A 24,529-nucleotide genomic window follows, 5' to 3' on the forward strand; every position below is an offset into this window, starting at 1 on the left:
CTAAATCCCTCCTATATTCTTCCTCTACAATCCACAACGACATTATTTACTACAGCTTCAAATCCATATGTTTTCATATTATTTATAGCAGTACTATCGGTTATTCTTAAACCAATCATTATTTGCCTATCAGAATATTTATAACCAACATATGCAATAGATGCAATCGTATTACTACTAATCATACTAGAACCGTTATAATATATTATATTGTAATTTGAAAACGAAACCACAGGCATAACCTTTTTAGGAAACATATTTATAACAATATATATATATAATCCTGCTGTAGTTTGATGCCAATCATATGCCCTTACTTGGTCAAATGTTTCATACAAACTCAAATCTACTATTTGATCAAATATACTATCATGTGTTTGTTTACTGCTTAATGACTCCTGTATATTAGATATAGCACTATTTATATCTTGAGAATAACTACAACTTATTGTACCTATTTGTGGTGCTTGAGTCGCTAGGATTTTGTAATCCACTGTATAAACTGCATTAGTATCAAAGTTGGCTTGAGATGTAACTAATGCTAATTTACCGTAAGTAGAAAACGATATAGAATCAGACCAGTTATTCCTATCATATATCCCATTTTTATAGATTGAATATATAGTTTCATCTCTATTTTTGAATATACTTGGTGCAGAATATGATGACGGTCTTATATCATAGTCATTAAGCCATACATTACCAAGTACTATAGGATTAGCAATTTCACCTAATACAATTCCACTATCTAAATATAAATAGTTGTCCCCTACATCAAATAAAGGTATATCGCCATGAATATGACAGTTATCATCAGTAATAGTTTCTGGATCTTGTAATTTATAATGGATCTGATAACCTTCATAATTAGGAGCAACATTATTTTTACACCAATTTAACAAAGATGTATTTGTAGTTCCATTGTCGCATTTTACAACTATTGCTCCGCTCACGTAAGATATAGCTATTTGAATAGTTATATGCGTACTGTCTGGTATTGCTGTAATATAGCCCCAATTCCACGAAGTTCCATTTTGAATCATTACATAGTCTAATACAGAAAATTTAGATGAATCTGAAACTATAATATTTGTTGTAGATGTACCTGCCGATGTAGTAGTTGTTGTTGCAGTTCCTGAAGGATATGAATTATCAATAACAGATACCCAACCTGTATACCTATTAATAGCACCATTATATGTTAAAGCTTTCCAACCATTCATAAAAGCTTTAACTTCATCATTATTAGGGTTAATACTTTCTGCCCATCCTGTGTCAGTGTCTTTAGGGTTATAGTAAAAGTAATCACCTGAATCATATGCATCTAAGACAAAGTTTGTCTTAGCGTTCAATATTGTTCCATCGTGTTTTACAAATACATCTGAGGAATTTCTAATCTGGAGTCCTAATAGTGAGCTTCTAGGTATTATTATACATTTTCCACCTGTACCATCATTAAAATACTGCCAATCATAATCTTTACCATATAAGGTCTTATGCTTCCACCATATTTGCCCTGTAACTTCTCCATTTTTATAAGTAATAGAATCATCAGAGGTTAATTTAGTTTCTAATACTGTTCTTTCTAATCTACATGATTTATAACTTGATGGAGCAGTAGTTCCTTCAACTAACATTATAGAATCAAAATCATAAGTGCCCGCTGTTCCATTACAACTCAAACTCACCCTTATTGAGGAAAGGCTTCCAGTATTAAAATAACCAATACCACCAACACTACCCGATGTAGCTAAAGAACTATAATTATCAGTCGGATTAATAAATATACCTCCACCAGTTTTATTAAATTTAATATAATAATTTGTATTCGGCTTTACTGAAATATTAGCTGAATTAACTCCACTCCACGCACTTGTTCCTGTCATTCTTAATTTTCCGTTAATATAAGTAATAGTGGCAGTAGAATCTATAGGTGTCCACCAATCAGTTCCTTCTTCTCCATTACCATTTCTAACCAAATTTTCATGTCTTACTTCAACATATGGATTTCGCAAACATGTATAACTATCTGCATATGGACTAGGTGTAAATGTAGAATCATTGTATTGAGACTGTGTTATTTCTTCTAACATTATTCCGTCTGCATTAAAAGTATCCCCTATTACACTATTTAACATAACTATATCTATTCCTAGTGATGTGTATCCTGTTAGATCTGTAGGACTTAGTTTTACAAAAGCCTTAGTGAATGTATTACTTGTTACAGTATTGCTATATTTAACCGAAGATAGAACAGATCGTATATAAACAGGATTGCTAGTTGATGTGGTTTTTAAATATGCTGATAGGCAATAATATTTTGTATTATCTATAAGTATATTTAAATTTTTACGAATATAAGTATTAGTTGTGGTAGTAGTAGTAAGCTTAATAGAATTATTGCCAAATATTTTATTAGTAGAATCTAATACTAAAGTACCATTATTACCAGTCCACTTACTTATATCTTCACAATTACCATCCTTACCTAATAAATTTACTACACTTTTACCTTGTATTGTGAAACTAGGCACTGAGGATGTTTTACCATTATTTTTTATTACATTGTTCATTCCATAATCTATTGACGGTGTTAATATGACATCATTAGAGATATTCTTTACTAAATCTGACAATGTTGCATTGACATTTGAATCCCCAAATTTAACAATTGATGCATCAGTATGTGGGTAATATATATTTCCTGTACTATCTTGTATTTCTATATTTTTTGTTGCCATTTGTTTTCCTCCTTAAATAGTCTTTAGAAATAATTTGACTTGTGTTCCACTTGCATAATCAGTACCAACTTTAATACTCGCTCCGTCTGCTCCTGCCGGCCCTTGTGGTCCAGTTGCACCAGTTGGTCCAGCAGCACCTGTTGCGCCTGTGGCTCCTTTTAAACATATTGAATATACCCATTTTGCTGTGCTTGCATCTCCTGAAGATGTACATACATATACATTTCCTGTACTTGTATTGAAATATTGATCATTTACTAAAGCTGAAGCTATACCACTTCCAATAAAAACTGTTGCTGATGTGCTAGTTCCTGTTATTGCAGTTCCACTATACCATTGAGATCCTCTAATTCCAAATGCTCCTTGTGGGCCTTGTATACCTTGAATTCCTTGTGGTCCTTGCATACCTGTTGCTCCGCTAAGATCTGTTATATATGTGTATGCTGTTGAACCCTTAACATATAGTTTTGCATTATCAGCATCATTAACATTTCCAGTGTCTATTAACACAAAGCTCCCTATTTTTAATCCATCTGTAGCAAATCCTGTATTCATAGCTGAAACTGAACTATACACTTTTGCGATTGTAAAAGGATCTCCAGCTGGTCCTTGCACACCTTGTATACCTTGAACCCCTTGAGGGCCTTTCAATAATCCTCCATCTAACTTTTGTTGAAATGTTTGTCCATCAGCAAATGTAACTGCATCTGCGCTTGTTAATACATTTACTTCCTTTAATACTGCACCTGTACTTTCATCTAATAATTGAACTCTTACTTTATCTAAATTTGCCATTATATAATCACCCTTTCTTATTGACTGTTTTAATTATCATTTACATAAATATTTAATTTTTAATATATCTTGTAATTAAGTTTCTACATTATAGACTTAATTGAGCGCGCTTGGCTTACTAGATATTCAAACGTAAATTTACAATCTCAACATATATATTATTTTTAGCTTCCTATTGAACTATTTTAATACCCATATTGGGACTTACCTTCACATTGTCTGCAAAGCCATTGGTTATTTTATCTGTTATTTTAAAATACAAAGTATCACTTGCTCTATCAGCTATAGCTGGCAGTGTCTCATTAATATACAATTGCATTTTCCCTGATAATTTAGCACTGACTTCTTGAAATTTTGACTGTAATATTTGTATATCTCCTTTAGTTGCAACTACTACATTTGGATCTATCTTAAAATCTATGCTGCTTGCATTGCTGACTTCTAATACAATTTTTATGAATAAATCTTTTGTGCTTCCTTCTGAAATTGCTGGTTTGTAGGTTTCTGATAACTTTGCGATGGCAATCATATCTCCAGCATCATCAAAAATACCAGCTTCTCTGATGAAAAAGCCTCCATCAGCTGCTGGTATTACTGTTTCTACAACTATCCAGTTTTCATTTGATCCATCGACTGAAATTGCACTTATATTTCCTGACCAAACTTCTTTTACAATTGAGGTTTGATCTTCTGAAGGCTCATAATATGAGCCGTTTCCATCTCCAACTTTTAGGGTTTCAAAATTCACTTTACTGCCCGAAACTGCTGAAGCTGATAATTTTTTTCTTCCTAATTTTGTTAACATCGTATAAAATTTTTCTACCAAATTAATTCATCTCCTTACTAGGATATATTGTTATGTTTTCTGAACCTGCACATTGGCTGATACCAATTTCTATTTTCCCATTGGATTCAATATTTTTAGCAATCCATGGATAAACTGTCATAGTCTCTCCCATAATTGATGCTAAGCCATAGTACATTTGTGATTGATTTACGGATATTAGTTTATATTTAACGCCTAAATGTGCCGGCTTAGCTATTTCTATTGAGTCGTACAAGCTATCTAAAGCATAAGGAAAGCCTGTATCACTTATTAAATTTACTTGGAAATAGTATTCTGGATTATTCTGAATTATTTCAGCTTCTGAAACAAAGCTCTTACAAATCTGCTTTATTACTTCAACTGTTGTTGTGCCTTTAGAGTTAAGCTTTGCTAATACCCTTGCTCTTCTTTCTTCAATTGATTTAGCATTATTTGTAGTTATACCAACTCTTTTTTCCCATAGTTTCAAGCCCCATTCAGTTGCAGTTTGTGGCAAAATTTGCAGGAATAACTCTGAAATATCCAAGCCTAATTTATCAAATCTATTTCCATAAGCATTAAATATTTCCTGGAAAATATAACCACTTTTCACTTCATCAATAACATAGCTTTTTAAATTATCTACTGATTGGTTTCCACTATCTTCACTTGAATTGCTTGCAATCTTAACATTTTCAAATGCTTCTAAATCAGCTGTATTACTCATAAGTTATCCCTCCCAAAGATGCCTTATCTTCATCAGCCGTAATTATATTTTTAGTATCATTGTTTATTTTTACTGAAGATATATCATTAACTCCAAACGTCATTACTACCTTTGCCTCAACAGTATTTATTTTTACAACTCCGCCTACTGGAATTGTTTTTAAATAATTATCAAGAGACTCTTTTATATTGTCTTTAACATCCTTTATATCAAATCCATCTAATGCAGTAAGACCAAGTATATTAACATCAATTTTTAATGGATTTACTGATACTACAGTTACTGTAGCCCCTATTGGTGCCTTACCACTTCCTTGACCATTTTCTGGATCTATATATTGTTTAACTTTTTGTACTATAGTATCATCTAGCTGAATTCCATTATTTCCTGCAACTATTACCTTTACAGTGCCATTTCCGTTCATTCCATTGCTTTTATCCCAAAGAGGCTTTACTTTCACATATTCAACACCAGATATCTGAAGTGCCCATTTTTCATAATCATATATATTCCCACTGCTGCTTTCTTCTCTTTCTTTAGATATGATTCTTTCTAATAAATTTTCACTAGTTTCAGTATCAGTTCCACTGGTAGTCGCACTTTCATTTTTCACACTAGTTATCCCATTTATTTTAATAGGTATTTCAACAATAGCATTAGCTGGAACATTATATTTAGAGCCTATTTCTATTGCTTTAATTCCTAGTATGCATTTTCCATCTTTAATTTTTCCTTGAGATATCACCTTATATTTCAAGCCTTCAACAGTTTGAACTATGCTATTTTCATATATTATAGAATTTTCTAACCCTAAAAAAGTCACTTGCCCCACTGAATATAAACCTTGCTTCCTCTCTAAGCCATGTCTTGCTGCATCTTTATCTATAAATTTATCATATTCATCTTGAGGAATCTCTGGAGCTTCCTCCCAAATACTAATTTCAAAATTGTATCTAAGGCCTTATAATAATCTGCTATGGTTTTAGCAGATGGAGCAATAGCATCATATACAAAATATCCTTCACTTTTAGATATTCCAGAATCAATACTATCTAACATTTGTGATCTTAAATTTTCTTCAGTATTATTTTCATACATCAATTGTCACCTCCCCACAATCAGTTATTGCTGTAAAAGTTATGGTTAGAATATCATTGTTTTTATCCACCTCAAAGTTTTTTACGCCTAATATGTGCTGATTTTCCTTTAAGCATTCTAAAGTTAACCTTTTAGCCTCACTATCAATTAAACTTTTACTGAACCCTTTACCAATTATTTTTTCAAATTCATTGCCATATGCATCGCTGTAAATTGGATACTTTCCTTTGCTGGTTTTAAGAGCTTTCCATATCCATATTTTTAATGCTTCTATTCCTTCTACAATTTGAAATTTTCCATCCTTAAGTTTGAAATCATTTTTCTCAAAATCCCAAGCATATTCTTTAGGAATATCTGCAGCTTTCTCTTCTTGTGAAAATGCCGCAAGTTTATTTGCCATGTTTAAATTTGTTTCAGGTAATATACTAGCCACTACATTTCACCACCTTACAAAGTATTATCCATGTTTGATTATCCTTAGTAGGCAATACTGCTAGCTCATCACCTATTTTTATAGTATCTAGAAAGCTTACTGCAGTACCATCAGTATTTGCTACTGATGCTTGTCTTGAATATCCTGATAATAAGTAATCAGCTATATAAAGATCCTCCTTATATAGCTGCAAATCATTTGTTTGAATTATTATTTCAGGAGGTGGAGAATTAACCTTAGCAATGCATATGGAAAGAGGATTACTTTCTGCACCTTTTCTTTTCATTAAATTTAACATTTTTACATATGGATCCATTAGCTATCAACCTCCTGTAAATCCATTTTGTTACTTAAGCTTACTGTAAGCTTCATTGTATATTTTCCTGTTCCACATTCCCAGGTATGAGTATCAGCATTAATATAAAGAGTTGCATCTTTCAATATGTCTAAATACCATATTTTTGCCTTAACAGCATACCCCGTTAAGCAGCTATAATTACCAATAGCTTCAATTTCTATTTCTTCACTGAAGCCATATAACTTATTTTGCGCTACTTCATATGTGTTGTTATCATCTTCCACTGTGTACGATGTCTGGAAAACACCATATCTTTTTACAAGCTCTGAATTTTCCACTTGATCTACGTAGTTATTGTTAACGTCAAAAATTTTCACTCTGTTTATCATATTTTCTAAAGAATCTTTGTAACTCATATCTATTATATTGTTATTGTACAAATCCACATTAGCAGATTGAAGCAAATAATCTGATATTATTTGCCCCTTCTCAATTACATTAAACGTATCAGCTTTCATAATAGGAACATATTGTTTTCCATTTTGCTTGCTAACTTCACTATAACACTGCATTATTATGCTATAATAACTCTTATCTATACATAGTCTACCTATCGGCATTCCAGTTACCACTACATCACCAACTTTGATGTTTAATTCTTCACAAGCTTTATATACAACGCTTTCTGGAGACATATTCTTAATATTCATGCTTGTTGATGAACTCATGATAAACCTCATATAATCATAGCAAGTAAAAGTTTCCTCCTGATTTGAACTTCCTAAAGTCCTATCTACAACTTCACCTCTAAAAATTTCTCCATAAGTTTCATCTACAATCTTTATTAATGTTCCTGGACATATTTGAACTCTAGGCTCATTTATATCTGATAAGGAATATAACATACTAAATGAACATTTTCTTGCAGGCTGATCTATTGATGCTGATAATTCAATACTTTTACAAACTGGAGTTATATCTGTTAAAAGCCAGCCTTCATATAAGCTGTATATTTTAATCATATATTACCACCCAATATATTATTTACATCAGTTAAACTAAAGCTTGCCCCCCACTGACCTACAATTTTTTCATTTAACTTCAATGCCTTATACTGCTTTAATGCTAGAGTAAAGTTTATATCTCCAGTTCCATCATTTTCTCCATACTCAAAAGTTTCTATAGAGAATAGATCATTGATATCTGTGTTTGTAAGTATCACTCTTATTGGCTTTTTACTTTTTCTCCAAGCTTCTATTTGTGCAACGCACTCAAATGGTTTAGGAATATCTGAATATGCACAAAATTTATATTTATGAGCAGGAAAAAAGCTCTCAAAAGATATTTCTGAAAGCTTTGAATCTCCTAATATATTTATTTCTCCAATTGATTCTACACTAACTACTGAATTGTTGTTAGCTAATTTAAGTGAATAACTAGAAGGTGGTACAGGAAGTTGTAACCATGTATCGTCTTGATTAAACCAAAATTCTATCATTTAAAAATACCTCCTAACTCATTCCAAGAGCTGTTTGACTCAATTTATTGGCCAGAGCTGTCGCAATTTTATCTATATCGCTTTCTTCTCTGATTATTATAGAATCTGCAAGCTTTGCTATTGTTATTGCAAATCCATTTTGTGTGCTATCATCTTTAGTTGATCCAGAAGCGCCTTTAAATCCTTGGCTGCCAGTTTTGTTTCCTGATGATAAGTTTTTATTTACACCAGTTTTTATTCCTACTGCAAGATCTTTAATTGGTTCAGTTACTAAATGAGTATTAACCTTGATGCCACGGCCCATGCCTTTTAAAAAGTCCGGCATCCATGTTTCATAATCTGTAAGAGGTCCTTTATCTGGAACTGAGAAATGAAGATATGACCTAATCATATTTGTAACGCCCTTAATTGCATTAGTCATTCCTGGAAATCTATTTTCAATTCCTCTTATGAACCCATCAATAAAATCTTTTCCCCAAGCAATTGCTGTTTCAGCCAGATCTTTAAGTATATTACCTATTCCCGATACAACGCTACTTAGTGCATTCTTCATCGAATTAAAAGCACCTAACCAATCTCCATTTATAGCTTGCATCACAGCCTTTATTGTATTACCTATTACACTTAAAGTTGTAGAAATTATTGTTTTTATTATATTAAAAGCCATACTTACTGTTGTTTCTATAGCCTTCCCATGATTATTCCAAAAAACCCTTATTTCATTTAGTCTTGCTGATATGATAGTTTTTATAAATGTCATAACTGATACGATAGTCTGCTTTATCAATGGCCAATTGGCTAATACCCAATTTACTACTTTTCCAAATGTTTGAATTACAAACATTAATACAGGTTTTAAAATTGAATTCCAAACCGATTGGACTCCTTTAAATACACTTTGCACTATACTTTGTATTTGTGGCATATGTGATTTTATAAATGTTATTAATGATTTAATTGTTGTAGTTACAAGCTTTATCGTACTTGATACAACTGCACCAACCTTTGGCCCAAACAAATTTGTAAACAATGTTGTTATTCCTTGAGCTGCACTTCCTGTTTTCTTAAATACATCAATTGCTGATTTTACAGCACTTGATATTTTGTTAAAAACAGATACAACAGAATCTCTTATCCCACCAAAATTAGTAGCAAATGCTGTTGCCAATAATGCGATTACGCCGATAACAATCATAATTGGAAGTGGAAATTTAGTAAACAAACCCATTACTCCTGAAAGAGGTTGAAAAAATGTCCCTATCATATTTTTAAACATGCCAAAGCCACCAATTAATGTGCCAAAGACAGCTGTAAGACCTAAAGCCTTTGCAATTATGTCCATTATTGGTTGTGGTATATTTTTTATTGATTGGGCAACACTCAAAAATACTTCTGCTACTTTTTTGGCATAAGGCAATAAAGCATCACCTATACTGCTTTTAATTCCACTTATAGTATTAGATAATTGTTGCAACTTACCAGCATAAGTATCTGCTGCCGCTGCTGCCTGCCCACCAAATTCTTTATTTAATTCGTTTAAAATTAGTTTCTGAGCCCCAGCCGTATCCCCAGTTTTTTGCATTGCTTCTACTTGTTTTTTTTGTTGATCTGTGAATGTAATGCCAATTCCGTTTAAATCTGCAAGTCCTCTAGTTGGATCATTAAGTGCTTTTCCTAATGCTTTGCTAGCTTCAACAGGATCAGTTCCCATTTTTTGTGCCATATCTACCATTGCTTGCGAGGCTGCTGGAAATACATCCTTCCCTATGTTAGTAAATGTGAGTAGCATGCTCTGGCCTGTTTTAATCGCTCCAGCACCAAATGTAGATGCATTACTCAATTGCGAGGCCATTTTACTTACTTCTTCAGCTGTGAATCCTGCTGCTCCACCAGTAGATTTAATTGTTTGTGCTAAATCTTTATTAATTTTTTCTGATTTTGCGGCTCCATCGACACAATCCTTTAGAAAACCAGCCATTGAATTTCCAACTTCTCCAATAGCCTGCCTAGCTGAATTTAAACCACTAGCTATTTTATTACCGAATCCAGCTGATTTAACTGTTTCATTCACCTTCTGTGAAGTTTCTACAGCTTTTGCGCCTAAACTCTCAATAGATTCTTGAGCCTTTTGAACTCCGATAATAACGTTTTGCGTAAGATTTACTACTGTATTAATCTGAGTCATATTTATTTGGTTCATATTAACTGTATTCGCCATTAAACCTCACCCCCTTGTAGGGATTCTATTTGCTTATTTTTATCTTCAACTTCTTGTTCAACAAAAGCACTGATGATAACCTTCTCTCCAAATCCCCTATTAATTGTTTCTGCTGGCCACTTACCATGAAGTTTCCAGCAGTAATATAGGAGATTAACAGTTTCATCAGTGCTTATGAGTTTTTTATATCTTCTTTTTGGTTAGTAGATTCTACTCCTGAAATTTCAGTTACAGTATCTGCTAAAATATCAACTTCACCAGGTAAGAAGATCTTATTCATAAGTTCCTTTGGTGTTGGCGCTTTGAAATGTTTCATAAGCTCTTCTGATCTAAGCTCTGGCACTCCTGCAAGAACAGTTTCTATTTTTGCCTGTGCTGTTGCAAATCCTTGAATATTTCCTTTCTTATCTACTTGAAGCACTCTTTCTTGAATTTCATTGTATCGCTCCATAGAAATAGCATTGCATGTAAATGTAATCTCCATATTTCCAAGTTTAGCAAGCTTAAGTTTTACCTCCTTAGAAGGCACCTCAATTTTACCAGCATCTATTTTTAATAATTGTTCAACTAAATTCATAACTTTCATCTCCATTTCAAATTTAATAAAATTATAGATAAACAATGTGTAATCTAAGCTTATTCAATAGCTAAGCAAAGTAAGTAACATATTGTATTCCGGTTTCTCTGTAGCAATTTTCTAAAATTCAATTAACGTTTTTCTTAGTTTTTCTAACTATAAGTCCAATTATTAAATTGCATATCTATAATTCAGTAATTTTTTATTTCCTTGTCATTACTTTATTTTTACATACCTTAAGCAAATATCTACATTGAGAAATCGAAAATATTTTTGTGTAGCAGGCATTTGAAAATAAGCTGATGAAGGTTCTTTGTGACAGGTTGTACTCACTTTAGCTTGTCCATTCGAATTGTTGGAGCATGCTAAAGTGAGTACAACATATCATTTAGAACCTTCCAGCGAAATTTTCATAGTACTGCGTAACAAAAATATTTCCGATTTCGGCAGACTATTGCTTAACTATAGTTTTATTGTGGTTCTATTAAGTCTAAGAAATCATAGCCTGAGAATGTAAATGCAATTGTATCTTCAACATTCTTTTTAACTTCCCAGTCTGCCAATGTTAATTCATCAAAAGTAACATCTTTAAGTACCACTCTTTCAGCTCCTACTGAATCTGGATCAGCTAATTTAGAAATTATAGTACATACAGTTTGCTTTCCTTGTTTTATGTTATTTTTCATTAAAATTGCCATTCTTGATGATATATGATGTAATTTCAATGTTCCCTTTCCTTCTATACCTGTAACTTTACTTCTCTTCCATAAATCCCTTGTAAAATTAACATCTACCTTTGTTAAAGTGACCTTTGCTTGAAGAGCTGACACCTCTGAAACATATTCTCCGTTAATCCAGACTTCTCCCCAAGTCCCATTTATAATATCCTTTGCTTGTGGCATAATAATTACCTCCTAAATATATATTTGAAATTTAATATCTTCTATTGCATCTAAAACAACAACTTGTCCTTTAACAAAAACTTGTGAACCTGTGTTACTTTCTTTTATTTCTTGATCTTTCATAGTTGAAATATCTATACCTTGGCTCTTTAAGTACGCTTTTTGTGCATCTAAATCAATTTCTGCTCTATTTTGCCCTTCAATACTGCTATCAAGCAATCCATCAAGTTCTAAACCTTCAAAATATCCATTAATAGCTGCAATGAGCAAGCACTTATGATCATAATCATTTGGATATTTTCCAATATAATTATCTTCAGCTGTTGATTTAATATCATCATGTATTAAATCCATAATATCTACTATCTTAATCTTTTTAAAATCCTCGCCTTTATTTTCAATAGTAGTTACAAAGCTATTTACAGCTCTATCAATTTTAACTTTCTTTCCATCGTTAATTAAAATTAATTTTCCTGAATCAATTGCCGCATCTCTTTCTTCTTTCTTTAGATGCGGAACATCTACTACTTCTGCAAGTGGTGCATAAGTAGCACTAATATTTAGCGAAGTTCCTGCTAGCATCCCTGCAATCCTTGAACAGTATTCTGCAGCAGTATAAGTTCTGGCTGCTGTTTTTATGTCGTCTGTAGCAAAGTTAATTACTCCTTCACTGTCAGCTGGACAATGTGGAAGTACTGCTTTAACTCTAATATCCTTAGCACTTCTTAATTGTTTAATCCATGTAGCAAAATCTGTTGCTCTTGAAGTAATATTTGCCTCCGTATCAGCCTTTCCATCTGCAGTCTGACCAATGCTTGGAACTACTACATAATCCCATTTAATAGTTTCTAAGTAATTTTGAGCTTCTGAATAATTAGCTGCATCTGGTGCTTCTATATAAGCAATCACTTGTTTTGGTGGATTTTGATATCCTATCATGGCAAGCTTTATTTGTTCCTTATTAAAACCTGATAAAGCTTCTGGAATTTCATCTATAGTATCCATTTTTATTGGATTACTATAATTTGCTGGCATTGTATCCTTTAATATAAGTGCAACTACGCCTCTTGTTCCTCTCTTTGCTGCAGTTATTCCTGCTTCTTTAAAAATAATGTCTACTGATGGTTCTCCCATTTTTATTCCTCCTTAAATTTTAAAATTAAATGTGCCTGCTTTAGGGCTTTGAGGTGCATTAAAGTTTCTGTCTTGTGCAAGATCTATCTTGAGTTTCAAGTGTATTTCTGACATTTTTGCTCTACCTCTCAACTTTCTTATCTTTGCAGTTCTCCCTAGTACCTTTATATATCCATCACTAAAGATTTCCCTCATTGTATCCCAAACTTCATTTTGAGCTATTAAATCAACATTCATAAGCTCATCTAGCGGACCAAAGTAAATAATCTTCATAGTTATGGTATTCATATAACTATTTCTATTTAAGTCTGCTTGCCTGCTGGTAACGTAGCGAATAAAAAAAGAAGGTCTTACAATTTCCTTCTCTAGCTTTGATGTATATATTTTTGTATTTGGGAATTTTTCAACTAACATTTCATTAATTGAATTAATTAATTCATTAATCATGAACCTCCTCCTGTAATCCCTATTTTATTTTCTGCTTGCTTTTTAAAATTTCATTGCCAAGCACTCACCACCTTTTCACAAATTACTTCCATTACAAAAAAGTACCCAGCCTAAAATTACAAGCTAGATACTTTTTATATAGAAGATTTAATGTTTATGAGAGGGAACTTATCTTCTGTTCCCACTTACTATTATAAGCCTTCTTTTTTTTAATTTCTTACACACTTTCTCTAGTTTACCTATAATTTTCTTATAATTTTTATTTAATGAGGTTTTTAAGCTTAATAGCAATGGATATATCCTTTTCTATTTCCGTAACTCTTTCCTTCTATCCTTGTTTCAATTATTATTATATGTTAACATTTTGTTATACAAATTTTTACTTTAAAGCTTAACATGATAAAGCTTTAATATCATTTTAAATGTTTGACTATTAATATTTGAATCTCTTATTACTATTTTTTAAAGCTATATAAGGAGGACATATATTGAAAAAACTTAATTACATTGCACTAACAATACTAATAATATTATCTTTTACAGCTATTGGCTGCAAATCAATAGGTAAAAATGAAAATGCCGCTGAAAACCAAGCTACAGTTGAAAATAAAACTGAAGAATCAAATAAAGATACAGATAAAAATGATAATTTTGAAACTCGTGGGAACTCTCCAAGAGATCAGTCAATTTTTGAAGAAAACGAAGAAAGAGATAATACTGAAAGAGATAAAAGATATAAAGAAGTGGATAAATCTAAATTAAATTACGATAAAACTGATTCTTCTCTTACTTACTATGAAACTGAAAACAGCTTTGTTGGCAGTGAAGCTGGAATACCTAGTGTAGATAACAAAAAATACAAAGATATATTATCTGACTATACCTATGCACGTGAAGTAAATCCAACAAAAATAACCTACGAGGATGCAATAAAACTTGCTAAAAGCGTGTTGCCTAATGATATGAAAGAAATAAGAAATAAATATGATAATTCCACTGGAAAAACTCATATAGTTTACTCCTCTAATCAAGGTAATTTTGTATTAGGTCTTGCATATGATTATGACGAATCTCATAATTCTGGTTTCACCCCAAATTCCAAGAATAATACTATCGTTGGAATAGATTATATGAAAGAAATAACAGAACAATAAAGAAGGACTGTAGCAAGATTTGCATAATAACAAATCTACTACAGTCCTCTATTTTAAATTAATAAAATATCTTGTTAATTCCAATTTCCATAAACAGGAGTATTACCAGAATTATATCTTATCCTGCAATCTATGAACATACCATAAGTATCATCAGAAATTTGATTTCCATTTCTATCATATAATGCTCTGATTCTAAGATAATCTGGGTGACTTGTACCATTTTGTGATCTGCTTTCAGTATATGGTACTACTACTGTTCCTGCCGGATATGATGCTTGAAAACTTCCTGATGAATCATACATTCTTACTGTACTATCAGTGCGGAAATATCCAGCTGGTATTGCGCTTGATCTAAATAAATATTCACACCAATCACTAATATCAGCATCTGGATCTAATCTACCATCAACCCAGCTCCCTGAAGAATTTACAAACTTTATAACTATTGCAATTGGTCCACTGCTTGTAACTGCAAATCGTTCTTTGTATCCCAAACTTCCTATTCTTGTGTTATCCTCAATATTTGTAGAATATACTGGTATACTTGATCCTGACATGTTAATTCCTAAATAACCCATAATTTTTTCCTCCTAAAATATAAAAATAATTTTAATTAAGCCTTTGAGGTTAGCTAACTCATTTGCTTTACATATACTTAAAGAAGTTTTTCTTCCATTTTGTAAACATAAAAATCAATTAAATTTAAATTTTCTTTGGCTTTAGTTATTATTTTTTATTTTTGGCGACTACTCTTGGTTATTTATAGAATTATATGGATTCAAAAAAACTTCAGAATACCTTAAATTGCAAATTATATTAAGTTATTATATTCAATGAAGTTAGATATAAATTAAACTTTCTAATATTAAAATTGGCCTAAAAAATTTTATTAATCTCCAAAAAACTCCCCTTCTAGATATTATAATTTTCAAAATATACCGATTCACCTTTATATTCTGGGCTCTAATTAGTTCTAAAAATATCAAAATATTTTACTGGAACATAATCAGTTAACCACACTTTGTTTTCAGATAGGAAGAATTTATATCCATCTTTATTCATCTGCTCACTGTTAATTTTAAATATAACTAATTCTCCATGTCTTTTACCTACTTTTGTGGCTGTTTCTATATCAGCTGATAAGTGAACGTATTGTCTATTCTGTTTTTTGATACCTTCTCTGCATATGCTATCCATAAACCTAGTTGCAGTTCCATGATATAATACTTTAGGCGGCTTAATAGCTTGCAATTCAAGATTAACTTTTATTGAATGGCCTTGATTCGCTTTAATTTTAGTTTTATCATTATTAAATGAATATCTTTGTTTACCATCTTCAGCTACAATTCTTTCAATATCTGAAATTGTCACCTTATATCCTTTTTTATTTAATTCTTTAATTAAATCAGAAGTACTAATATATCCATATTCATCTAAAGTTAATCCAATTTCTTCTGGTTTATGCCTTAGTATAAGGCTTATAAATTTACTAATTCTCATATCTTCATTACTTATCATCGATTAACACCTCATTTTCTATAATCTATTAGCTTATCTAAATCTATATACTTTTATTACAAACTCCATTTTAGACAAATAAACAAGTACTATTCTGATTAGCTATTAAAAGAAAACTTCAATTTCTTTTGAATCTATTAAGCAAACTAGAATTCATTATTAATAATTGATATATGGGTAACTAGCATTAACTACTTCTTTGACAATTCCGCCTATAAAACCAATTAATTTATATTTTACCACGTTCTGCAATTAATCGAAAAACTTTATGAGAATGTATTATTCTATTATGACATACATTTAAGGCCCTAAAATCCTATAAATGAAATCCCTGTATATTTGCCATTTCCAAATTTTATTATGTATAATGATAATGCAATAATGCCTCTTGCATTAATTAAGCAAACCATTATTGCTCACAGGCTAAAAAATACAGATTTAGTACATGCTCTGTATAATATAACTTAAAAGTTCTGCACTTTACAAATTAAAGTTTTAAGTAGTACTTATGTCTAGACAAAATATTTTATGACTTTTTCTTTTTATTTTACTAGAAACGGAGTACAAAAGATGACTAAAAAACAAAGTTCTATTAAAATTACAATAAGTGCGTTATTTATTATACTTATGGTTGGTACGCTTGCTACTATAGGCTTCATTATATTTTCTAATTGGAAAACATCATCAGATAATATTATAAAAAAATTGGAGAATGAAGCTAGCAATAATATATTAAACAAAATTGAGGCACTTGTTAGAATTCCGTTAAATACAAATGAACTAAATCATAATTTGATTGAAAATGATACCATCGATATATCTAATAAAGAAAAGTGTGATGCATTCTTTGCCGGAGTAGTAAAATCAAGCAGCGAAGAAATTTATAGTTTTAGTTATGGTATGGAGGATGGTAGTTATTATGGCGCTCGAAGAAATAAAGATAACAACATAGAGATATATAGGAGTACTCCACAAACAAATGGACATTCTCTTTATTATTCTGTAACCGATGACTTGCACGAGGGAAAGTTTGTAGAAGATTTTGGATCTTTTGACCCGCGTACAAGAGACTGGTATGAAATTGCAAAAGGAAAAAAGATGCCTATATTTTCACCTCTTTATAAGCACTTTGTAAAGGATGATTTGGCGCTTTCTGCAGCTTATCCCATTTACAATAAAAGTGGTACTCTTCAAGGAGTATTGGGTACTCATATCATTCTTTCAAGTCTAAACCAATACCTAAATGATATTGTTAAAGATAATAACGGAATTGCCTATATTATTGAAAGAAACTCAGGAGATATAGTTGCTAATTCTCTTGAGAAGCCTAATTTTGAAACTATTTCAGAAAGCAATATAAGAAGAATCAAAATCGATGAAACTGAAGATAAGCCTATTGCTGAAGCTTATGAAAATTATAATAAGACTTCAAACACTAGCTTCGTCATGAAGTCAGGTGGAGATAAACTGCATGTAAAGCTAACTGAATACAAAAGAGAAGGTTTAGACTGGCTAATTATAACGGCTATACCTGAAAGTCTGTTTACAGCTGAGATAAATAAAAATATTCAAACTGCAATATTATTTTCAATTATTGCACTTCTTCTATCCTTGATTATTTACTTAAAGAGCACTGAGATTGTACTAAGACCAATTAATCATTTGATAAATATTTCAGAAAAGTTTTCAAAGGGAGATTTACATCAAAGAGCAAAAATCTTTAAAAACGACGAAATTGGAAAGTTATCTAGTGCTTTTAATAATATGGCAGAAGAATTACATATACTCATAGACAATCTTGAAGAAAAAGTTGAAGAAAGAACTAAGAAATTAGAAAAAACAAATACAGAACTTAAGTACGCAAAAATAGAAGCAGAAAAAGCTAATGAGGCTAAAAGCGAGTTTCTTGCCAATATGAGCCACGAAATTCGCACTCCATTAAATGCTGTTATTGGGTTTAGTGAATTACTGAAAAATACAATAAAAGATGAAAAACACAAAAGTTATATTGAAACTATAAATGTGGCAGGAAACAGTTTGCTTACTATAATTAACGATATTCTCGATCTGTCAAAAATAGAGGCTGGGAGAATAGAGCTGCAATACAAGCCTCTAAAGCTTAGCAATATCTTTAGAGAAATTAAAAACATATTTAAACAAAAAACTAAGAGTAAAAACATTGAATTTCTACTAGATATTCAGGAGGACTTTGACGAGAGTATTCTTCTTGATGAAGTGAGAATTAGACAGATACTATTAAACCTAGTAGGAAATGCTGTAAAGTTTACTGATAAGGGATATGTGAAGCTTTCACTAAAAGGAACTACTTCCCAAAACAAGAGTAGTGTGGACTTTAGAATTTCAATTGAGGATACAGGCATTGGTATTGCTGAAGGTGAAAGAGAGAAAATATTTGATGCTTTCAAACAAGCATCAGGACAAAGCATAAAGAAATTTGGCGGCACTGGTCTTGGACTCTCCATTACTAAAAAGCTTACAGAAATAATGCAGGGAAAAATCTTTGTTGAAAGCATTGAAGGAAAAGGAAGCACTTTCTATGTTGAATTTTATAATGTTCCAATAGCTGCGACTGAAGAACTTCCTGAAGATACAAGTACTGCTTATTTTAATAAGTACAATTTTTCTAATGAAAATATACTTGTTGTAGATGATATAAAAACTAACCGCTTTTTATTAGAGGAATTACTTTCAAAGGCTGGTCTTAGAGTTATAACTGCCGAAAACGGATTTGAAGCAATAAAAGTATTTGAGCAAGAGAAACCAGACTTGGCAATTATAGACTTGATTATGCCAGAAATGGACGGTACGAAGTTGTCATCAATGCTTAAAGAAAATCCAGAATTTTGCGATGTTCCGATTATTGCACTAAGTGCCTCAACTACACAAGATATACCTAATAGATACAAATTTGATGATTATTTGATGAAACCTGTTAGCGCTGACCAGATATTTAGTAAAATATCTAAGTATATTAGAAATAAGGCTGAAAAAGATATGCATGTCTTGCATAAAACTAACAGTGAAAACACGATATCAGTTACAATTGAGTCTGATAAACTTATTGATTTGAAAAATAAGGTTACACCATTAATTAAAAAATTAGAAAACTCAATGATTATAGGTAATGTAAAAGATTTAGCCCAAATATTAATTTCATTTGGAGAACAGCATAATTTGAAGTCTATATCCGATGAGGGTGAAGAACTGATTAGAAGTGCAGAAAGTTACAATATAATAAAAATTAAATCAAGCTTAAGTAAAATAAAAAGACTAACCTTGGAGGATGGACTGTATGAGTAACATTAATAGCGACTTGATATTGATAGTAGATGATAATCCAAACAATATACAAGTAGTAGCTACAATTATTTCTGAAAACGGATATGAACTAGGTATTGCAATGAATGCTATTGAAGCATATAAATTTCTTGAAGAAAACATTCCAGAACTCATTTTGTTGGATGTTGATATGCCAGAAATTGATGGTTTTGAGGTGTGCAGTACCCTAAAAAAAAGTTCAAAGTATAAAGATATACCCATAATATTTCTAACTGTACAAGACGAAAAAGATGATATTGTAAAGGCATTTGATTTAGGAGCTGTGGACTATGTAACAAAGCCATTTAATAGAAAAGAATTAGTTTCCAGAGTAAGAACACATATTTCATTAAAAAAGACAAAAGACGAACTCAATAAGAAGAATCTTGAACTTGAAAGAACATTAGAGATGAAGGACGAGTTTCTTTCCATAATATCACATGAATTTAGAACTCCTCTCAATGTTATTAGTTCAGCAATCCAAGCTATGAACTATATTTGTTGCAATGAATTATCAGATAAGGCTAAAAAGTACTTACGTATGATAAGGCAAAATACCTTTAGACAGCTAAGGCTGGTTAATAATTTACTGGATATCACAAGAATAAATGCGGGACGAATTAAAATTAATAAAAAGAATGTAGATATTGTTTTTTTGACAAAGTCTATCATAGAGTCAATATATACCTATGTAGCTCTAAAGTCCATTGATGTAACATTTGTATCTTTAATTGAAAAGAAAATTATAGGCATTGATGATGAGAAATATGAAAGAATACTTCTAAATCTTCTTTCTAATGCCACTAAATTTACTCCTGAAGGCAAGCCTATTATTGTAACTTTAAGTTCTATAAACGATAAGATATGTATTGAAGTTAAGGATAAAGGAATAGGTATACCAGAAGATAAGGCGAACATTATCTTTGAAAGATTTGGACAGGTAGATAGTTCTCTATCAAGACAGGCAGAAGGCGCAGGCATTGGTCTGTCACTGGTAAAGAAGTTTGTTGAATCACTGGGAGGCAGCATATCTGTTAAAAGTGAGTTAGGCAAAGGAAGCGCTTTTACTATTTTACTTCCTAGTAAAACCATAATTGAGGACTATATAGATAAAGAACCAGTAAATTTATTGGACAACCGACTCGTGCAAAATACAAGGATAGAATTTTCTGATATTTATTTATGATGAATTATGAAATGTACTTCATTTAGAAACTCTTTTTGACATAGAAAATACTCCTTCTTAATAGTAGGCATTTTATTATTTTATGTGCCTACCATAAGAGGGAGCAACTTATTTATTATTTTTGTTTATATTGATACAAAATAATTATACATATCTTTAATTAATAAATCCTCTATTTTATTATATTTTTCGAAAGTAAAACCATTCAAAATATTAGTAGTCTTTTTAGATAAGCATACTCTTTCTTAAGCATTTCTTCTGCCATAATACTATCTAATAAGTATCTCCTAGCATTGGTCTAATGTTTAACTCTTCAACTACGGCCTGTGGACTTAGTGTAAGTATTGCCGCAACTAATTTCCCTATATCACTAGTTTCTAAAAGCCTATCTTGTGAAATTTCTTCATCAGGTATTCTTTTTTCTGTAAATGTTCCGCCTGGATTAAGTAACGTCACTCCAATTCCTAAACCTTTAAGCTCATTTCTCAAATTATAAGTATAAGATTTCAACGCCCATTTAGAAATTCCATAAAGTGAACCATCATCTACTCTTATACTTGCTGTTGATCCAATAATTATTATACGTGGATACATACTTTCTTTTATAATATTAACAAATTCCTTAACCAGTCTATAGTTAGAAATTAAATTAACTTCTAATATTTTACGAAGTTCATCTTCTAAAGGTTCTATGACTGATCTTATTGGACTGCCAAAATGTGCTGCATTTAAAATGATAACATCAGGAGAAAAATCTATTTCAGCTACATTTTCTAACAATTTTTCTATTTGTTTAGAATCTGATATATCGCATGCAAATCCATTTACTCTATCTTGATTTTGGAAACTTTGTATAGAAGATTTTAGTCTCGCTTCATCTCTAGCAACTAAAAATAGTTCATGGTCATTTTTATAAAGTTCCTTAGCTATAGCAAGTCCTATACCTTGACTTCCTCCAGTTATAAGTACTTTCATTTATTTCGCCCCCTTCTTAGCACAAGGAATTTTAAACATTGGCTATTATAGCTTCATCTAAAGATTTTCTTTGTGGTGCATATGGTGTTTGATCTGGATATCCTATATCTACATATGTCACAAGCTTTATATATTCTGGTAAATTAAAATGGTTATTTATTCTTTCTATCATTGTGTCATTAAAAGTTAACCAAACTCCTGCGAGTCCTAATGCATGAGTTGATAATACAATATTTTGAGCAGCAGCACCAACATCTATGAGTCTGTTTCTTACAGGATTCAGTGGATTTGCTCTATATACTCTCTCATCTTGTAAAATCACTAGATGAACTGGTCCTCCTGGTACATCACTTCCTTTAAATAAGCCCGGTGTAGTCTCTTCTCTTACAACTAAATATTTTATTGATTGTAAATTGCATGAATGTGCTGCCCACAATCCACTTTCAAGTATTTTATTTATAATTTCTTCTGAAACTCTTGTATCGTTAAAATGTCTTACTGATCTTCTTTCTTTAATAACTTTAAAAAATACTTCTTGATCTGCATCTCCTAACTTGTATGGTTCAAATCCTGATAAATCTAATTTTTCTCCATTCGCTAATACCTCAGAGAAATTAATTAATTTTTTTGCATAGATATACTCTGGTAATTCCTTAGATAATTTTCTTTCTTCCCATAGTCTAATAAACTTTCTTGCTGTTTCACTTTGACTTTCCTTTAATTTCTCGCCACTATTAGCAGCTTCATAAGTTTGAATTTCCAAAGTATGATGTACTCTTTCACGAAATCTTGCTCTAAATTCTACTTCATCTAATTTTAAGTAATCCTCATCTGTTAAGTTAAATTGTTTTAATATTTCATTTGACATAAACTTGTCCTCCTTAAATTTTATAAAATGTATTCTAGTTTTTCTTCTTGCTTAGGTGCATTTATTGAATTAATATCCTTGTGGATTTTATCAATGATATGCAAAAGATTTTCATCATTTCTATTTCTAGGTCTTGAAAATGGAAGATCATATATTTTGAATATCTTTCCAGGTCTTGGTGAAAGAAGCACAACTTTTGTTCCTAAATAAACTGCTTCAGATATATCATGAGTTATAAATATAATTGTTTTCTTTTCCTTTTCCCATAAATCTACTATCTCATCTTGTATAGTTAACCTAGTTAAATAATCTACTGCACCTAGAGGCTCATCCATTAAAAGTACTTCAGGATTATTTACCATGGTTCTAGCAAGTCCAGCTCTTTGCTTCATCCCACCAGATAATTGATGTGGGTATTTATCCTCAAAACCCTTCAAATTAACTAGGTTTATATACTTATCAACTATTTTTCTTTTCTCTTCTTTAGGGCATTTACCTACTTCTAATCCAAATTCGATATTTTTTCTAATGGTCCGCCATGGAAAAAGTGATGAGTCTTGAAATACAACACCTATATCCCTGCTTGGACCATTTAACTTTTCACTACCTAAATATATACTTCCACTACTTTGTTCCAATAATCCTGCTATTATTTCTAACAAGGTGCTTTTACCACACCCACTTGGTCCTAATATTGTTATGAATTCTCCTTCTTCTATTTCTAAATTAATATTTTCTAAAGCATTAGTTCCATCTACTCCCGGATATGTTTTAGTTACATTATCTATTGTGATTTTTAGCATAATATACCTCCTTACCAATTTTATTTATTAGGTATGAAACTTAAATCTACAATCTTATCTACATCATAAATTTCTTTTTGAAATCCCCACTTTTTTTGTAATTCTTGTGTAGTTTTTAAAGTCTCTAGGTCTATGTTTGGCTCATTTTCCCACAACTCTCTTTCTGGATCAAGAGCTTTCTTTAAGGTATCTTTTGGAGTGTTTAAATATTTTGTAGCAAAGTCTAAAAATTCATCTTGATGTTCTTTTGCATATTCGTTACTTTTAAAATAAGCTGCTATAACTCTTTTTACTCCTTCTGGGTTACTTTTAATAAATTTATCACTTGCAATTAATACTCCAGTATTAAACTGCGGAACATAATCCCAGCCATTGCATAACAAATTAACATTTCCAGACTCTAAACCTATTTCTACAAATGGTTGATGTATTATTGTTGCATCTACTTGATTAGCTTCTAAACTTGCATAAGCCTGTTGAAAGGAACCATTAGCTACAAGTTCAACATCCTTAGTTGGATCCAATCCATTTTTCTCTAAAATTTCTCTCACAGTTACATCTGTTCCACTTCCAACAACATTTATTCCAACCTTTTTACCTTTTAACTGTTTTATATCTGTAATTGACTTATTACTTATTAAATACCAGGCTCCTTTTGTTCTAAACATAGATGATACTAACTTAAACGGTGCACCTGTACTTGCAGCTGTAATAGCCTGTGAAGTATTTAAATCTCCCATATCAATTGAATCTGAAGCAACAGCCGCAACTTTATCTTGTACGTCAACTGTTTCCAAATCAATTCCAGCATCTTTAAAAAATCCTTTCTCTACTCCAAACCAAAATCCAACTGCTGTCATTCCTTGGTAAGATGCGTATCTAACTTTTATATTTCCACTACTTGCACTAGCTGTGGCTTTCTCTGAACTTTCTTTAGAGCATCCCCCTAGAGTTCCTACTGCTAGTGCTCCTATAATTAATATAGAAATTAATTTTTTTATTTTCTTCAT

At 31.3% G+C, this 24,529-nt stretch carries 24 protein-coding genes and 1 pseudogene; 3 read left to right on the top strand and 22 right to left on the bottom strand.

Going from position 1 to position 24,529, the window contains the following annotated elements; genetic code table 11:
- Window positions 1-11: 11 nt before the first annotated feature.
- The 15 genes from AXY43_RS05040 to AXY43_RS05105 all read right to left on the bottom strand — a co-directional run bounded on the left by AXY43_RS05040 (window position 12) and on the right by AXY43_RS05105 (window position 13,673).
- Window positions 12-2,741 carry a phage tail protein gene (locus tag AXY43_RS05040; protein ID WP_105411127.1) on the bottom strand — a complete coding sequence of 910 codons (2,730 nt, stop codon included), beginning with the start codon at window positions 2,739-2,741 and terminating at the stop codon, window positions 12-14.
- A 12-nt stretch (window positions 2,742-2,753) separates the two neighbouring features.
- Complete coding sequence (locus tag AXY43_RS05045; protein ID WP_105411128.1) at window positions 2,754-3,536, bottom strand: hypothetical protein; 783 nt, start codon at window positions 3,534-3,536, stop codon at window positions 2,754-2,756.
- A 172-nt stretch (window positions 3,537-3,708) separates the two neighbouring features.
- The gene (locus AXY43_RS05050) at window positions 3,709-4,362 is read right to left on the bottom strand and encodes a phage tail protein (RefSeq protein WP_105411129.1); all 654 of its coding nucleotides are present in this window, start codon (window positions 4,360-4,362) and stop codon (window positions 3,709-3,711) included.
- Between the two features lies 1 nt (window position 4,363).
- Entirely contained in the window at window positions 4,364-5,068 is a 705-nt protein-coding gene (locus AXY43_RS05055; RefSeq protein ID WP_105411130.1) for a putative phage tail protein, read from the bottom strand.
- Window positions 5,061-6,008: a baseplate J/gp47 family protein gene (locus AXY43_RS05060; protein WP_347501437.1), complete on the bottom strand. Its 948-nt coding sequence runs from the start codon at window positions 6,006-6,008 to the stop codon at window positions 5,061-5,063. Before AXY43_RS05060 ends, AXY43_RS05055 begins: the two co-directional genes overlap by 8 nt.
- Window positions 5,951-6,166 (bottom strand): hypothetical protein, encoded by a 216-nt coding sequence (locus AXY43_RS27620; RefSeq protein ID WP_243099170.1) that lies wholly within the window; start codon window positions 6,164-6,166, stop codon window positions 5,951-5,953. The genes AXY43_RS05060 and AXY43_RS27620 overlap by 58 nt, the downstream gene beginning before the upstream one ends.
- Window positions 6,159-6,599: a DUF2634 domain-containing protein gene (locus AXY43_RS05065; RefSeq protein ID WP_105411131.1), complete on the bottom strand. Its 441-nt coding sequence runs from the start codon at window positions 6,597-6,599 to the stop codon at window positions 6,159-6,161. Before AXY43_RS05065 ends, AXY43_RS27620 begins: the two co-directional genes overlap by 8 nt.
- Window positions 6,592-6,915: a DUF2577 domain-containing protein gene (locus AXY43_RS05070; protein ID WP_105411132.1), complete on the bottom strand. Its 324-nt coding sequence runs from the start codon at window positions 6,913-6,915 to the stop codon at window positions 6,592-6,594. Before AXY43_RS05070 ends, AXY43_RS05065 begins: the two co-directional genes overlap by 8 nt.
- Window positions 6,915-7,919 (bottom strand): XkdQ/YqbQ family protein, encoded by a 1,005-nt coding sequence (locus tag AXY43_RS05075; RefSeq protein ID WP_105411133.1) that lies wholly within the window; start codon window positions 7,917-7,919, stop codon window positions 6,915-6,917. Before AXY43_RS05075 ends, AXY43_RS05070 begins: the two co-directional genes overlap by 1 nt.
- Window positions 7,916-8,395 (bottom strand): hypothetical protein, encoded by a 480-nt coding sequence (locus tag AXY43_RS05080; protein WP_012059571.1) that lies wholly within the window; start codon window positions 8,393-8,395, stop codon window positions 7,916-7,918. Before AXY43_RS05080 ends, AXY43_RS05075 begins: the two co-directional genes overlap by 4 nt.
- Window positions 8,396-8,408: 13 nt before the next feature.
- Complete coding sequence (locus tag AXY43_RS05085; RefSeq protein ID WP_105411134.1) at window positions 8,409-10,613, bottom strand: phage tail length tape measure family protein; 2,205 nt, start codon at window positions 10,611-10,613, stop codon at window positions 8,409-8,411.
- A gap of 172 nt (window positions 10,614-10,785) precedes the next feature.
- On the bottom strand, window positions 10,786-11,190 hold the full coding sequence (locus tag AXY43_RS05090; protein ID WP_017210960.1) for a phage tail assembly chaperone: 405 nt from the start codon (window positions 11,188-11,190) through the stop codon (window positions 10,786-10,788).
- Window positions 11,191-11,660: 470 nt separating this feature from the next.
- On the bottom strand, window positions 11,661-12,092 hold the full coding sequence (locus tag AXY43_RS05095) for a phage tail tube protein (protein ID WP_105411135.1): 432 nt from the start codon (window positions 12,090-12,092) through the stop codon (window positions 11,661-11,663).
- Window positions 12,093-12,104: 12 nt separating this feature from the next.
- Window positions 12,105-13,226 carry a phage tail sheath subtilisin-like domain-containing protein gene (locus AXY43_RS05100; RefSeq protein ID WP_105411136.1) on the bottom strand — a complete coding sequence of 374 codons (1,122 nt, stop codon included), beginning with the start codon at window positions 13,224-13,226 and terminating at the stop codon, window positions 12,105-12,107.
- Between the two features lie 12 nt (window positions 13,227-13,238).
- Complete coding sequence (locus AXY43_RS05105) at window positions 13,239-13,673, bottom strand: phage tail terminator family protein (RefSeq protein WP_017210957.1); 435 nt, start codon at window positions 13,671-13,673, stop codon at window positions 13,239-13,241.
- A gap of 488 nt (window positions 13,674-14,161) precedes the next feature.
- Here AXY43_RS05105 and AXY43_RS05110 point away from each other — a divergent pair, with 488 nt between their 5' ends.
- Window positions 14,162-14,827, top strand: coding sequence for a hypothetical protein (locus AXY43_RS05110; protein ID WP_105411137.1), 666 nt, complete (start codon window positions 14,162-14,164; stop codon window positions 14,825-14,827).
- 74 nt (window positions 14,828-14,901) lie between these two features.
- On the opposite strand, the gene AXY43_RS05115 is transcribed toward AXY43_RS05110, so the two are convergent.
- The 3 genes and pseudogenes from AXY43_RS05115 to AXY43_RS27625 all read right to left on the bottom strand — a co-directional run.
- Entirely contained in the window at window positions 14,902-15,408 is a 507-nt protein-coding gene (locus AXY43_RS05115) for a hypothetical protein (protein WP_087703312.1), read from the bottom strand.
- A 385-nt stretch (window positions 15,409-15,793) separates the two neighbouring features.
- Entirely contained in the window at window positions 15,794-16,348 is a 555-nt protein-coding gene (locus AXY43_RS05120; RefSeq protein ID WP_031275728.1) for an RNA 2'-phosphotransferase, read from the bottom strand.
- A 232-nt stretch (window positions 16,349-16,580) separates the two neighbouring features.
- Window positions 16,581-16,692, bottom strand: a pseudogene (locus AXY43_RS27625) (transposase); the annotation flags it as partial.
- A gap of 226 nt (window positions 16,693-16,918) precedes the next feature.
- Here AXY43_RS27625 and AXY43_RS05125 point away from each other — a divergent pair.
- Complete coding sequence (locus AXY43_RS05125; RefSeq protein WP_181246089.1) at window positions 16,919-19,669, top strand: hybrid sensor histidine kinase/response regulator; 2,751 nt, start codon at window positions 16,919-16,921, stop codon at window positions 19,667-19,669.
- The gene (locus AXY43_RS05130) at window positions 19,662-20,873 is read left to right on the top strand and encodes a hybrid sensor histidine kinase/response regulator (protein ID WP_241414824.1); all 1,212 of its coding nucleotides are present in this window, start codon (window positions 19,662-19,664) and stop codon (window positions 20,871-20,873) included. Before AXY43_RS05125 ends, AXY43_RS05130 begins: the two co-directional genes overlap by 8 nt.
- Window positions 20,874-21,146: 273 nt before the next feature.
- Here the strand turns inward: AXY43_RS05130 and AXY43_RS05135 are convergent, their stop codons facing one another.
- From AXY43_RS05135 to AXY43_RS05150, 4 genes are read right to left on the bottom strand one after another with little or no spacing between them, the layout of a single operon-like run.
- The gene (locus tag AXY43_RS05135) at window positions 21,147-21,848 is read right to left on the bottom strand and encodes an SDR family oxidoreductase (protein ID WP_105411140.1); all 702 of its coding nucleotides are present in this window, start codon (window positions 21,846-21,848) and stop codon (window positions 21,147-21,149) included.
- Window positions 21,849-21,879: 31 nt separating this feature from the next.
- A complete protein-coding gene (locus AXY43_RS05140; RefSeq protein WP_105411141.1) occupies window positions 21,880-22,716 on the bottom strand; it encodes a nitroreductase family protein in 837 nt (278 codons plus the stop codon).
- 20 nt (window positions 22,717-22,736) lie between these two features.
- Window positions 22,737-23,519, bottom strand: coding sequence for an ABC transporter ATP-binding protein (locus AXY43_RS05145; RefSeq protein ID WP_105411142.1), 783 nt, complete (start codon window positions 23,517-23,519; stop codon window positions 22,737-22,739).
- Window positions 23,520-23,539: 20 nt separating this feature from the next.
- Entirely contained in the window at window positions 23,540-24,529 is a 990-nt protein-coding gene (locus AXY43_RS05150) for an ABC transporter substrate-binding protein (RefSeq protein ID WP_105411143.1), read from the bottom strand.

This window comes from Clostridium sp. MF28 (genome assembly GCF_002969175.1).
Taxonomy (GTDB): Bacteria; Bacillota; Clostridia; order Clostridiales; family Clostridiaceae; genus Clostridium; species Clostridium beijerinckii.

Excerpts from the sequence above, each read along its gene's own strand:
- AXY43_RS05135 (WP_105411140.1), bottom strand. The coding sequence starts at position 21,848 with ATGAAAGTACTTATAACTGGAGGAAGTCAAGGTATAGGACTTGCTATA.
- AXY43_RS05075 (WP_105411133.1), bottom strand. The coding sequence starts at position 7,919 with ATGATTAAAATATACAGCTTATATGAAGGCTGGCTTTTAACAGATATA.
- AXY43_RS05055 (WP_105411130.1), bottom strand. The coding sequence starts at position 5,068 with ATGAGTAATACAGCTGATTTAGAAGCATTTGAAAATGTTAAGATTGCA.
- AXY43_RS05140 (WP_105411141.1), bottom strand. The coding sequence starts at position 22,716 with ATGTCAAATGAAATATTAAAACAATTTAACTTAACAGATGAGGATTAC.
- AXY43_RS05045 (WP_105411128.1), bottom strand. The coding sequence starts at position 3,536 with ATGGCAAATTTAGATAAAGTAAGAGTTCAATTATTAGATGAAAGTACA.
- AXY43_RS05105 (WP_017210957.1), bottom strand. The coding sequence starts at position 13,673 with ATGATTAATGAATTAATTAATTCAATTAATGAAATGTTAGTTGAAAAA.
- AXY43_RS05125 (WP_181246089.1), top strand. The coding sequence starts at position 16,919 with ATGACTAAAAAACAAAGTTCTATTAAAATTACAATAAGTGCGTTATTT.
- AXY43_RS05095 (WP_105411135.1), bottom strand. The coding sequence starts at position 12,092 with ATGCCACAAGCAAAGGATATTATAAATGGGACTTGGGGAGAAGTCTGG.
- AXY43_RS05145 (WP_105411142.1), bottom strand. The coding sequence starts at position 23,519 with ATGCTAAAAATCACAATAGATAATGTAACTAAAACATATCCGGGAGTA.
- AXY43_RS27620 (WP_243099170.1), bottom strand. The coding sequence starts at position 6,166 with ATGTATGAAAATAATACTGAAGAAAATTTAAGATCACAAATGTTAGAT.
- AXY43_RS05070 (WP_105411132.1), bottom strand. The coding sequence starts at position 6,915 with ATGGATCCATATGTAAAAATGTTAAATTTAATGAAAAGAAAAGGTGCA.
- AXY43_RS05150 (WP_105411143.1), bottom strand. The coding sequence starts at position 24,529 with ATGAAGAAAATAAAAAAATTAATTTCTATATTAATTATAGGAGCACTA.
- AXY43_RS05120 (WP_031275728.1), bottom strand. The coding sequence starts at position 16,348 with ATGATAAGTAATGAAGATATGAGAATTAGTAAATTTATAAGCCTTATA.
- AXY43_RS05040 (WP_105411127.1), bottom strand. The coding sequence starts at position 2,741 with ATGGCAACAAAAAATATAGAAATACAAGATAGTACAGGAAATATATAT.
- AXY43_RS05130 (WP_241414824.1), top strand. The coding sequence starts at position 19,662 with ATGAGTAACATTAATAGCGACTTGATATTGATAGTAGATGATAATCCA.
- AXY43_RS05090 (WP_017210960.1), bottom strand. The coding sequence starts at position 11,190 with ATGAATTTAGTTGAACAATTATTAAAAATAGATGCTGGTAAAATTGAG.
- AXY43_RS05100 (WP_105411136.1), bottom strand. The coding sequence starts at position 13,226 with ATGGGAGAACCATCAGTAGACATTATTTTTAAAGAAGCAGGAATAACT.
- AXY43_RS05080 (WP_012059571.1), bottom strand. The coding sequence starts at position 8,395 with ATGATAGAATTTTGGTTTAATCAAGACGATACATGGTTACAACTTCCT.
- AXY43_RS05115 (WP_087703312.1), bottom strand. The coding sequence starts at position 15,408 with ATGGGTTATTTAGGAATTAACATGTCAGGATCAAGTATACCAGTATAT.
- AXY43_RS05085 (WP_105411134.1), bottom strand. The coding sequence starts at position 10,613 with ATGGCGAATACAGTTAATATGAACCAAATAAATATGACTCAGATTAAT.